Source organism: Lysinibacillus sp. G1-3 (assembly GCF_056322905.1).
Window position 1 is genome coordinate 11,907 of record NZ_JBWHYQ010000027.1, and the last position, 13,033, is coordinate 24,939.

A 13,033-nucleotide genomic window follows, 5' to 3' on the forward strand; every position below is an offset into this window, starting at 1 on the left:
ATACTATTCTCTGGCGTGTTGACTAGGGAAATATAGTAATTCTTTTAATAAAGGTTCTCTCTAATTTGAGAGAACTTTTTTTTATTCATAGAGGTATGGTAGTGGTAAGTAGGTCTAACCTATTGGTACTATTCATGTACTTCGAATTTACATTTACTAACATCCGGTTGTGTAAATGATATTATTCTATTATTTTCAGAAGTAGAGTTTTGCTATTCGTTTAAAAATACATACAATTAGGACTATTTATTCAATTAAATTATTAATTAGTATAATATAATGAAAAACGTAGGAAAATATTAGATTTATAAGGAGGTTGTTACCATGGGTAAGAAGTTTATTACTAAATTCTTAGCGATGTTACTTGTTCTATTCGCGGTGTTACCATTTGGACTATCTGCGAATGCTGCATCAAACGATGTGACACGCGGGGATTACGTGAAAGAATTAGTAGAAAGCTTAAATGTAGGGCTAGGGGATGGTTCCAAAACTGCCTTCACTGACATCTCTAAGGAGTTAGCTCCGTATGTAGAAAAGGCAGTAGAACTGAATCTTATTAAAGGTAAAACGGCGACGTTGTTTGGGCCAAATGATAAATTGACACGACAACAAGCATTCGTTATTTCTGCTCGTGGATTAGCCAAAGATAATGCACCGCTTTCTGTATTAGATAAGTTTAAAGATGCGGATCAAATTGCTAAAGCACATAAGCAAGATTTAGCAAATGCTGTTGCAGCAAACTTATTACAAGGCTTTGAGGATAACACAATTCGTCCGCGTGCCTATGTAACAACTGAGCAAATGCAAAGTATTATTAAACGCTTTGTAGCTGAATACAAATTATCAACATCTACAGTAAATCTTCAAATTTTAGGAACAACAGATATTCATACAAATCTTGCTAATTACAATTATTTCTTAGATGCTGAATCAGCTGATGTAGGTTTAGCAAACACGGCTACATTAATTGAACAAGCCCGTAAGGAGAACCCAAATACATTATTATTTGATAATGGTGATTTAATTCAAGGAACGCCACTAGGCTCTTATAAAGCGATAGAGAATCCTTTGAAACCAGGTGAGGTTCATCCAGCAATAGCAGCACTAAATGCGCTGAAATATGATGGAGGAACTTTAGGAAATCACGAGTTCAACTATGGTTTAAAGTTTTTAGATGAAGTATTAAATGATGCAAAATATCCAGTCGTAAATGCAAACACATACGACGCTAAAACAAAAAAGCGTATGTACACACCGTATGTAATTCTTAATAAAGAGGTAGTAGACAATACAGGTAAAAAGCACACGCTTAAAGTGGGTGTAACAGGGATTGTACCTACGAAAATTGTTGAATGGGATGCTATTCATTTAGCAGGCAAAGTAGAAATGCAAGAACCAGTTGAAGCGGTGAAAGAAGTTGTACCAGAAATGCAAAAAGCAGGTGCAGATGTAATTGTAGTACTTTCACATTCAGGTATTGGTGAAGATACTTACGAAAAAGGTACCGAAAACGTTGGGTACCAAATCTCTGAGATTAAAGGTGTCGATGCTTTAATTACAGGTCACTCTCATTTAACATTCCCAGGTGACTATAAAAATCTGAAAAATGTCGATCAAGAAAAAGGGACAATTAACGGTGTTCCAACTGTAATGGCAGGAAGCTATGGTAGCTATCTTGGAGTTATTGATTTACAACTAGAACAAAAAGGTGCTAAATGGGTTGTGAAGGATGGACAAGGTTCTATCCGCTCTATCAAACAAGAAGGTCTAAAACCATCTAAAACAGTTTTAAATGTAATTAAAGAAGCGCATGAAGGTACGTTAAAGTATATTCGTCAGCCTGTTGGTGAGACAACTGCACCAATCCATAGCTACTTCTCAATGGTTCAAGACGATCCTTCTATTCAAATTGTGACACAAGCTCAAAAATGGTTTATTGAAAAAGAATTAAAAGGTACTGCTGATGAAAACATACCACTTCTTTCAGCTGGTGCACCTTTCAAAGCGGGATCTCGAAATAACCCTGCAGATTACACAAACATTCCTGTAGGTCCGCTAGCAATTAAAAATATGGCAGACATCTATTATTACGATAATACGCTTGCAACGATTAAAGTAACAGGTGCGCAAGCTATTGAATGGTTAGAAATGGCTGCTGGTGTTTTTGCAACAATTGATCCAAAACAAACTAAAGAACAAAATATTATTGACCCAGAGGCACGCTCTTACAATTTTGATGTATTAGATGGCTTAACTTATCAAATTGATGTAACATCACCTGCAAAGTATGATAGTCGAGGTGTTTTACTAGACGAAAAAGCAAATCGTATTAAAAACGTGCAATACAACGGTAAACCAATCGATCTAAAACAAGAATTTATTATCATTTCGAACAATTACCGTGTTGGTGGTTCTTATGGTGCTACATTTAAAAAGGCGGATGGCTCTAACTTAACAAACTATGCTTATGAAAATCGCCAAGCTGTCATTGACTACATTATGACAAACAAAACAATTAATCCTGCTGCGGATAACAATTGGTCATTTGTACCGTTCCCAGCAAATACAAAAGTTATTTACAATTCTGCAAAGGATGCACAAAAAGTTATTCCTGCAGGTAGCAGTATCGAATATTTAGGCGATACTGAAGGCGGCTTTGGTAAATATTTAATTAAATAATAATGAAATGTTAAAAAGGAGAGGGCGTTGTTAAACGCTGCTCTCCTTTTTTTGTCGTTCAAATGTATGATAACGTGTTCCTTGAAATGATAGTAAGCCAAAGTCACCATCTGCAAGCTGTCCATAATCACGGCCATTCATCTTTAATTCTAAACGATCACCACTTTGTACTTCAAACGTGACGTAGTACGATGTATGAGCACTAGAGTTACCAGAACCTCCTCTAGTATTAGACCGTTTTGTTACGACTTTAGCGGGTACTGTTAGTAATGGTTCATTGTTGTTTTTTGACCATTGTACAGTACTTTTAATAATAGAAAATGCGATAATACCGAATACGATAAAAAACATCATTGAAATAAAAGTATGTCCTGAAGAGAATTCATCAAACCCTACCATAAAAGTCCTCCGTTCTACGAAATATTGTGCTTGAAGTTGTTTATAAAGGATATACTTCAAGATCCACTACAATATCAACTACGACAATACACCACCTGTTTCTAGGGGAGTGTTATAAAATTCAATCTGTACCTGCATCAGGAATCCATTCTTCTTGCGCCCATGGATTTACACTGTTTCCTGTATATACTGTTGTAAAAACAATCGATAGGCTTTGTTAGATCCTTAATAGTTAAATTTCATGTAAAGCAAACTTCTTATCTTCTAATTGTTCAATATATGTAGACGTAAATGAAATTTTTGGATAAATGTCCGCGTCAAAAAATCAGGAGATATAAGATGCACATCACAATAAAGTTTTTCGTGGAAAAACCTCTAAAAACAGTATCTTACACGAATAATAAATTAAACAATGTAAGTTTTCAATGAGTATTTAGAAAATGTGGTAAAATATTACTTTTACAAAAGTTTGTTTTATGAAAGTAAATATAAAAAAGGCTCATTGAAAGTCATTAGTACGGTAACTTTTCTTCTAACAGAGGGGGAGTAGTCATAATAATAAAATCATGTGCATCTATATGAAATAAGTGGCCATTTTTTAAAATAATAGCTACCATGACTACGCTCTGATCAAACAGCCATGGCTAATTTTTTATGCCATCAGTAGCTTTGATACGATGTTAAAGCAAAAGATAATGCCAAAAATGAAAGAACACTTTAAGTTACATTTAGTAATCAAATAAGAAAAGGTAAATAGATTACTTGTAGTAAATAAGTTACTTCAAATTTACTTTTTTAAAAATTATCGTTACAATAGAGTACATAAGAGGTGAAAAAAATGAGTGAGTCAAATTTATGTCCTCGTTTAGCTAAAGCAATGGATTTAATCGGAAAACGCTGGACAGGGCTGATTTTATATCAATTACTAGATGGACCACAGCGTTTTAATGAGATTGAAACTGCATTACCTGTAAGTGGCCGTTTATTATCCGAACGTTTAAAAGAGCTAGAAAAAGAAGGGCTTGTTGCAAGAAAAGTATATTCAGAGGTACCAGTGCGTGTTGAATATTCTTTGACGGATAAAGGTTGGGCACTAGAAGGAGCAATCCGCAATATCGAATCGTGGGCAACGAGTTGGCTATAAAAGTGTGAAGTCTATCTCGAAATTTCTGATGGATAGATAAACATTGGACATATGTAATATAATGACCATGAATTTTCTTTATCCTATTCATCGGCTCTGCATGGAGAGTCTCGCTACCTATTCAGGCGAGATAAAAATTACCCTTCATTTTTACTTGTCAAATTAGGGTTCTAAATCCATACTAGTGTAGAGTAAGAAAGGACGTTAGAAAGGAATTAGCTCTCATGACAAAAGAACAATGGGCAGCGGATTTAGCACAGAGCGTTAATCCGGCCAATATTAAGTTAAATGAATCATTACAGCAATATACTATGACAAAATTAGGTGGTAAAGCGGATATTTTCGTTCTCGCTGAAACAGAGGAAGAGGCAGCAACGGTTATTCGCTATGCTCACAAAAATAATATACCTTTATTAATGTTAGGTAATGGATCTAATATGGTCGTTCGTGATGGCGGTCATCGAGGGATCGTTGTTACATTTTCGTTTTTAGATGAAATTCGCATTAATGGTGACCATGTTTATGCGCAAAGTGGTGCACTTATAAAAGATGTATCGAAACTGGCAGCAGCAGCATCTTTAACAGGTTTTGAATTTGCTTGTGGTATCCCTGGCTCAGTTGGTGGGGCTATGGCAATGAATGCCGGTGCATATGGCGGTGAAATTAAGGATATTATTATTTCATCGAAAGTGCTAACGAAAGAAGGCGAAATTTTAATACTATCGAAAGAAGATCTTGAACTTGGTTATCGTCAAAGTATCATTGCCAAGAAAGGATACTATGTATTATCATCCGAATTTCAATTAGCAAAAGGTGTGCAGGAAGAAATTGATGCAAAAATTGCTGATTTAACGTTTCAGCGAGAATCTAAGCAGCCGTTAGAATACCCATCTGCAGGGAGCGTTTTTAAGCGCCCGCCTGGTCACTTTGCTGGTAAGCTTATTCAAGATAGTGGCTTACAAGGAAAAGGTGTTGGTGATGCTGAGGTATCAACGAAGCATGCAGGCTTTATTGTTAATAAAGGTAATGCAACGGCTACTGAATATATTGCAACAATTCAAATGGTACAACGAGAAGTTAAAGAAAAGTTTGGCATCGATTTAGAAACAGAAGTAAAAATCGTTGGTGACGACTTATAGAATACTACGCCCTTCGCTAATGGTGGAGGGCGTTTTTCGAGGAGTGACAACAGAAAATGAAGTTTATATCTTGGAATGTTAATGGAATTCGAGCCTGCTTAGGTAAAGGGTTTTTAGATTTTTTCAATCATGTAGATGCAGATTTTTTCTGTATTCAAGAAACAAAGTGTCAGGCTGAACAAGTGGAAATCTCACTTGAGGGATATGAGCAGTATTGGAATTATGCACAAAAGAAAGGTTATTCAGGAACAGCTATTTTTACAAAGCATACACCACTTTCAGTACGTTATGGCGTTGGTGAGGATGAATCACAAGAAGAGGGGAGAATTATTACACTTGAGTATGAAGATTTTTACTTAGTGAATGTTTATACCCCAAATTCACAACGTGATTTAGCTAGATTACCTCTTCGTTTAGAATGGGAGGATCGATTAGCGCTTTATTTAAAAGAGCTAGATTCCAAGAAACCTATAGTTTACTGTGGTGATTTAAATGTCGCACATATGGAAATTGACTTAAAAAATGCAAAATCGAATAATGGTAATTCAGGTTTTACATTTGAAGAACGTACAAAAATGACGGAGCTATTGGCAAGTGGTTTCGTAGATTCATTCCGCTACATGTATCCAGATAAAACAGACCACTATACATGGTGGTCTTATATGAATAAAGTACGCGAGCGTAATATCGGATGGCGTATTGACTACTTTATTGTTTCGGAGAGACTAAAGAACAACATTAACGTAGCGAGTATTCATTCACAAATTATGGGCAGTGATCATTGTCCGATTGAATTACAGCTTAATAACTAAGATTTCTGAACAATAAAACGGTCAATTAATGGATGGCTCTTCGGCAAAACAAGGGGTTGATTTCCATTCCGACTGGACGCTTTGGGGCTGACGCTTCGCTGCAGGGTCTCGGGCCAACAGGATGTTGGTCACGAAGGCGTTATCACAGGACGTGATGCTTTTAGCCTTCGTTCCCTAAATCGCTATTCCCCAAGGAGTCGCCCAGTCTCCACTCCAATCAACCACTTCACATAGCGTGTATTTTCTGTCACGACAGTCTAATTTTTAGTGATAGAACGAAACTTTTGCAACATAAATATTTTGTATGAAAAAGGAACGTAATGTGAAAATAGGTAGAGGAAGTGCGTTCGCAGGGAAGTCTATTAGCCTGGAATGGAAACCATCCTCATCTATAACATTCACAGGGGGGCCCCTTTAAGATGACAATAGTTTTTCAACATCATAAAAAATCGTATTTTCTAAAAGGAAATACGATTTTTTTTATACTGCAAAGCAATAAACAATTAACTTCGAATCTTTAAAAGGTAAAAGAATATATTGCAAAAAGGGGGTTGAGATGTGAGAAAGATTACGTGGAAAAAATGGCTTCTAGCTATAGCAGGATGTTTAGCTATAGTGGCTATTGCCGCATTTATCGGATTTACCTGGTTTATGAATAAATCTAAACCAATAATTGATGGAGAGCTTTCATTGAGTGTACTAGATGAAGATGTTACTGTCACAAGGGATGACAAGGGGATCCCTCATGTTTTTGCTAAGACAGATGCAGACTTGTATCGTGCGCAAGGTTTTGTGCAAGCGCAAGATCGACTGTTTCAAATGGATTTAGCGCGAAGACAAGCTAGCGGTCGCTTGTCGGAAATAATCGGTGAGGCAACTGTTGATACTGATAAATTTTTCCGAACATTTAGCTTGCGGGATGCAGCTGAAAAATCATTAGGTACTTATGATGCAGAAAGCAGACAGGTACTTGAGTGGTTTGCAGATGGCGTCAATGCTTTTATTGCACAGGCAAAGAAAAATAAAACATTAAGCTATGAATTCGCATTACTAGGTTATGAACCTGAGGAGTGGTCTGTTATAGACTCTCTTACTATTGGTAAATATATGGCCTATGACTTAGGTGGTAATTGGAATACGCTTGCGTTCCGGCATTGGGCTTTACAAAATTTTGATGAAGAAAAAGCTAAAGAATTATTTATAAAGTATCCTAAAAACGCTTCATCCATTATCGAGGCAAATAAAGAAAACCCAGTTGCCGTGGCAGGGCGTTTTAATGCAGCTCTGTTGCCAAATGAATTTAACGGTAGTAATAACTGGGTTGTATCTGGGCAGAAAACAAAAAACGGTACGCCGATTTTAGCGGATGATCCACATTTAGGATTAAGTACACCATCTATTTGGTATCAAATGCATTTACAATCTCCTGAGCAAAATGTTAGTGGCGTAATCTTTGCGGGTATTCCAGGTATTATTTTAGGACACAACGATAACATTGCGTGGGGTGTAACGAATGTTGGACCTGATGTACAGGATTTATATATAGAAATGCCTAATCCGAATAATCCAACACAGTTCCGCTATGATGGCAAGTGGGAACAAGCGGAGGTACGGGATGAACCGATTAAGGTAAAGGACGGGGCAACGGTAGATTTTGAAGTTATTGTTACACGTCACGGCCCAATCATGACAGATTTAGCCTTTAAAGATACTGAGCCTACAGCACAATTTTCGATGCAGTGGACGGCACTGCAACCTACGACAGAGCTACGTGCAATACTAGGCTTTAATAAAGCGAAATCCTGGAATGGATTTGAAAAAGCTTTAGAGGATTTTAAAGCACCGGCTCAAAACTTTGTCTTTGCATCAAAAGACGGCACGATTGCTTATAAAGCGAATGGTCAAATTCCAATACGGAAACAAGGAGACGGACAATTACCAGTACCAGGTGATTCTAGTGACTATGGGTGGGAAGGTTTTATCCCGTGGGATGAGCTCCCGACTGTAGTAAACCCTGATGAAGGATTTATTGCGACAGCAAATAATGAAGTTATTGGGGAAGAATATCCTTATCATATAACAGATTTCTGGGCTCAGCCTTATCGTTATGAACGGATTAAGGAAGTTTTAGAGGCGAATGATTCATTAACAGTGGAAGATATGATGAATTTACAAATGGATCAGCAAAACCTATATGCTCGTGAGTTTCTACCATATTTATTACCATCGATAAAAGCACAAGATCAAGATGGGAAATATAAAGATGTTATAAAATTATTAGAGAATTGGGATATGGTAGATGCAAAGGATTCTGGGGCACCATTAGTGTTCCATACGTTAATGGAGAAGTTACAAGAAGTGTTATTTAAAGATCAGATGCCAGAAGATATGTATGAATTAATGTATGGAAAATTTAATATTACAGACCAGCTTTTACGTACAGCTTATGCAGGTAAGAAGAGTATATGGATTGAGGAACAGGGCGGAGTAGATGCAACTGTTTACAAGGCATTAGAGCTCACTGTCAAACAAATAGAAGATCAATTCGGAAAAAATGCATTGAAATGGAAGTGGGGCGATTTCCATCAACTTACCTTTGACCATACATTAGGAAAAGCTTCGCCAATTCTTGCAGCATATTTTAATGCTAAAAAGGTTCCTATTGGGGGTTCAAAAGTTACTGTTCAGGCTGCTGATAATGATTTAGCTGGACATGTTACTCACGGAGCATCATGGCGCTTTGTAGTTGATGTCGGTGATTTAAGCACAGCCTATCATATCGTTGGTCCAGGACAGAGTGGACATGTAAAATCTGCTTGGTATCAAGATCAAGTAATGGATTGGGCTAATGGAGATTATCATCAAACGTATGTGTGGAAAGATGATATTAAAGGTAAAACGTTACGATTAAAAGCAAAATAGGATGAGAGGTTATAAGTATCTACAGGGTTTGATATTAAGACAACAAAAATTCCTTTCTATTTTGAGTAGAAAGGAGTTTTTATAAATAGATTAGGAGATGTCAGATGATAAACTGATTAAGGAGATTCAATGACATTTTAGGACATGCTAAGTAAAGTGGTTGATTGGATTGGAGACTGGGCGACTCCTCGGGGATCAACGGTAGAGGAACGAAGGCTAAAACCATCACATCCGGTGATAACGCCTTCGTGACCAACATCCTGCTGTTGCTGCGCTTTCGCACAATCAAAACCCTCTGCTGTCGCTACGTTAGCACTACGCTTTCACGCAAAAAACATCTGTTGCCCGCTCATCGGACGCCCCAAGAAGCTCTGCTCTGTGCGAAAGCGTAGCGACATTAAAAACAAAGCGCTCAGTCGGAACGGAAATCAACCCCTCGCTTTACCAAAGACCCATAATTTAATACAACAACATACGAAGCTATCACGATGAAGTGATAGCTTTTTAACTTTTAGTTAGCAACTATAAAGACATTTTTTGAATTTGTGATATAAATCATTTACATTCAAATATTCGTTTGAATATGATGGAATATTATGTTATGGTGAAAACAATCAAACAAACATTTGAATGAGGTGAGGAAATGCCAAAAGAAGTATGTGAGATAACACAAGTTCATGAAGAAGCGGTCAGTAAGGTTCAACAACAAATGCCAGATTTATCGAGAGTAGCAAAGTTTTTAAAGGCATTATCTGATGAAACAAGACTTAAAATTGCGTATGCTTTAACGGTCGAAGATGAATTATGTGTTTGCGATGTTGCCTCCATTATAGGATCGTCAGTAGCAACAGCATCGCATCATTTACGATATTTAAAAGATAATAACTTAGCGAAGTCATATCGAAAAGGAAAGCAAATGTACTACTCTTTAGCTGATAAGCATGTGTATCAAATTGTAACGATTGCCTACGAACATGTGAAAGAGGGGATTGTAGATGACAGCAACACCAACTAAACAAGAATATAGGTTGCAAAATTTATCCTGTGCCAGCTGTGCAGCAAAGTTCGAAAAAAACGTGAAGGCTATTCCAGAGGTTCAGGATGCACAAGTGAATTTCGGCGCTTCTAAAATAACAGTTACTGGTGATATTAACGTTGATCAACTTGAAGAAGCAGGTGCTTTCGACGGCATAAAAGTATCCCAATCAAAGACAAGAACAATTGAAAAATCAACACCTTTTTATCGGAAAACTGAAAATATATTAGCTGGAATCTCTTTGTTATTCGTAGTGCTTGGATATATGTTTGGAACAATGCGTGGTGAAACGGACCCGCTAACTATTGGGATGTTTATTATCGCAATTCTAGTTGGGGGAATTGGAATTTTTAAAACAGGCTTCCGCAATCTAGCACGCTTTGAATTTGATATGAAGACGCTGATGACTATTGCAGTAATAGGTGCGGCCATTATTGGGGAGTGGGAAGAAGCGGCTGTTGTTGTCTTTTTATTCGCAGTAAGTGAAGCGCTTGAGGCGTATTCAATGGATAAAGCGCGTCAATCGATTCGTCAGCTCATGGATATAGCTCCTCCTACAGCGACGATAAAACGTGCACATGGCGAGCATTTTCATGAGATGGAGCTACCGACTGAGGAGATTGAAATTGGTGACATTTTAATCGTTAAACCTGGTCAGAAGATTGCTATGGACGGAATTGTAGTGAGTGGATTGTCAGCAGTGAATCAGGCAGCGATTACAGGTGAATCTATTCCAGTCAGTAAAACAGTCGATGACGAAGTATTTGCAGGAACTCTAAATGAAGAAGGAGCCTTAGAGGTTCGTGTGACAAAGCGAGTAGAGGACACTACAATTGCCAAAATCATTCATCTTGTTGAAGAAGCACAGGCAGAAAAAGCACCTTCACAGCAGTTCGTTGATCGCTTTGCGAAATATTACACGCCTGCAATTATGATTGTTGCTTTCCTTGTAGCGGTTCTACCACCTTTATTTATAGGCGATTGGCAACATTGGATTTACCAAGGATTGGCGGTCCTTGTTGTAGGTTGTCCATGTGCATTAGTCGTTTCTACACCAGTTGCTATTGTTACAGCAATTGGGAACGCTGCTAGACAAGGCGTTCTTATTAAAGGCGGTATTCATTTAGAGCAGCTTGGTCATATTGAAGCAATAGCATTTGATAAAACAGGCACACTTACGAAAGGTCAACCTGCTGTAACGGATATTATTACATCGCAGGAGATGTCTGAGGATTATGTTTTACAACTAGTAGCGGCTGTTGAAAAACAATCACAGCATCCATTAGCTAAAGCTATTTTGCGGGCTTTGCATGAAAAAAATCTGACAGAGTTTATACCAACAGACTTTCAATCCGTAACAGGCAAGGGTGCCTATGCAACAGTTGACGATCAATTAATCTATGTAGGAAGCTTAAAATGGATTGCTACATTAACGACTGTTGATGAAATGATAAAAGAACAGGTTCATCAACTTCAACAACAGGGGAAAACAGTTGTAGCAGCGGTTAGTAATAATCAGTTTATTGGAATGATTGGTATTGCTGATCAATTGCGTCAAGAAAGTAAAGATGTCTTAAATAAATTAAATGGTTTAAAAGTGAAACATAAAGTTATGCTAACAGGTGATGCAGAACCAACAGCACAGGCAATTGCAACTTCGATAAATATGACAGATGTAAGAGCAGGCTTATTACCAGCCGAAAAATTAATGGCCATTAAAGATTTACGTGCACAGTTTGGTGCAGTGGCGATGGTAGGAGATGGTGTCAATGATGCACCTGCACTTGCCGCAGCGGATGTTGGTATTGCAATGGGAGGCGCTGGCACGGATGCAGCACTGGAAACTGCGGATATCGCATTAATGAGCGACGATTTAACGAAGCTGCCGTATACAATTGGCTTAAGTAGAAAAACATTACGTATCATTAAAGAGAACATTATATTTGCCTTAGCCCTAAAATTAATTGCCCTGTTACTTGTTATCCCAGGCTGGCTAACATTATGGATTGCCATCTTTGCAGATATGGGTGCTACATTACTAGTTGTGTTGAATTCATTAAGATTAATCAAGTCCAAGAAATGGTAAATAAGATATAATCCGGTGGAAGCGTGTAGAAAAAAAGTCATTCTGGGGAGCTAGTGATATTAATGGTATAGATGTTACTAGCGATTCTTGAAAAAAAGCTTTGTTAACGCTATTATGGTTTCAGGAATATTGTAACAATTAAATATAAATGAGGCGAAGCTTTGAATATGTCAGATCCTATTTTAGTAAATGTTACAGAGGAAATTGTACGTGGTTTAGTAAGTTTTCTACTACGTGGACCGGAATATCAAACATTTTGTAAATGTGAAATCTGTGAACTTGACGCAGTGGCACTTACACTGAATGTATTGCCTAGTAAGTATGTTACATCTATGGAATCCCGAGATGAAGCATTCAAAGTGATGAATACTCCTGAAAATATTGAACGAATCAATAAAGAGATTATTCATGCATTACATGTGGTAAATAAGTATCCTCGACATAAGGAAGAGCCAACTTCTATATGAAGTTGGCTCTTCATATTTTTGAAAAACAAATGGTCGAAGTGGTAGCAACATCAGATACAAACCCTTTAAGTTATAAGTTTATTCAGTTCGAATATGATGAGTAGCCAAAGCGTTCACTTTTGAAATGGAAGAAATTTATAATAGCACTACGCTATTGTTGATTGGAGTGGAAGGCTACTCGATCCCGTGGGAAAGCGAGACAGGCGAGACCCTGCACGGAGCGCAGCGGAGGAAGCGGCTCGACGCTCGCCCACAGGAAAGCGAGTAGCCTGGAACGGAAATCATTCCCTTGCTTTGCCGCAAAGCACACTTTATTTAAAATGATACCTTAATTACATTGATACAAATT

9 protein-coding genes are annotated in these 13,033 nt (G+C 37.6%); 8 read left to right on the top strand and 1 reads right to left on the bottom strand.

From position 1 onward, the window contains the following. Positions 1-324: 324 nt before the first annotated feature. Positions 325-2,679, top strand: a complete 2,355-nt coding sequence (locus ACVYAD_RS22545; protein ID WP_349661735.1) for a bifunctional 2',3'-cyclic-nucleotide 2'-phosphodiesterase/3'-nucleotidase — start codon at positions 325-327, stop codon at positions 2,677-2,679. Between the two features lie 30 nt (positions 2,680-2,709). Here the strand turns inward: ACVYAD_RS22545 and ACVYAD_RS22550 are convergent, their stop codons facing one another. Then, on the bottom strand, positions 2,710-3,078 hold the full coding sequence (locus ACVYAD_RS22550) for a DUF2500 domain-containing protein (protein ID WP_476428025.1): 369 nt from the start codon (positions 3,076-3,078) through the stop codon (positions 2,710-2,712). Between the two features lie 838 nt (positions 3,079-3,916). Between ACVYAD_RS22550 and ACVYAD_RS22555 the strand changes: the two genes are divergently transcribed. The 7 genes from ACVYAD_RS22555 (at position 3,917) to ACVYAD_RS22585 (ending at position 12,684) form a co-directional block, all read left to right on the top strand. Then, positions 3,917-4,222: a winged helix-turn-helix transcriptional regulator gene (locus ACVYAD_RS22555; protein ID WP_197142135.1), complete on the top strand. Its 306-nt coding sequence runs from the start codon at positions 3,917-3,919 to the stop codon at positions 4,220-4,222. Between the two features lie 224 nt (positions 4,223-4,446). Further along, positions 4,447-5,361, top strand: a complete 915-nt coding sequence (gene murB, locus ACVYAD_RS22560) for a UDP-N-acetylmuramate dehydrogenase (RefSeq protein ID WP_349661733.1) — start codon at positions 4,447-4,449, stop codon at positions 5,359-5,361. A gap of 56 nt (positions 5,362-5,417) precedes the next feature. Continuing rightward, positions 5,418-6,173, top strand: a complete 756-nt coding sequence (locus tag ACVYAD_RS22565) for an exodeoxyribonuclease III (RefSeq protein WP_349661732.1) — start codon at positions 5,418-5,420, stop codon at positions 6,171-6,173. A 558-nt stretch (positions 6,174-6,731) separates the two neighbouring features. After that, entirely contained in the window at positions 6,732-9,095 is a 2,364-nt protein-coding gene (locus tag ACVYAD_RS22570) for a penicillin acylase family protein (protein ID WP_476428026.1), read from the top strand. A 643-nt stretch (positions 9,096-9,738) separates the two neighbouring features. Next, on the top strand, positions 9,739-10,110 hold the full coding sequence (locus ACVYAD_RS22575) for an ArsR/SmtB family transcription factor (RefSeq protein WP_476428027.1): 372 nt from the start codon (positions 9,739-9,741) through the stop codon (positions 10,108-10,110). After that, the gene (locus tag ACVYAD_RS22580; RefSeq protein ID WP_476428028.1) at positions 10,091-12,217 is read left to right on the top strand and encodes a heavy metal translocating P-type ATPase; all 2,127 of its coding nucleotides are present in this window, start codon (positions 10,091-10,093) and stop codon (positions 12,215-12,217) included. Before ACVYAD_RS22575 ends, ACVYAD_RS22580 begins: the two co-directional genes overlap by 20 nt. 167 nt (positions 12,218-12,384) lie before the next feature. Continuing rightward, the gene (locus ACVYAD_RS22585) at positions 12,385-12,684 is read left to right on the top strand and encodes a late competence development ComFB family protein (RefSeq protein WP_368483752.1); all 300 of its coding nucleotides are present in this window, start codon (positions 12,385-12,387) and stop codon (positions 12,682-12,684) included. Positions 12,685-13,033: the final 349 nt, after the last annotated feature.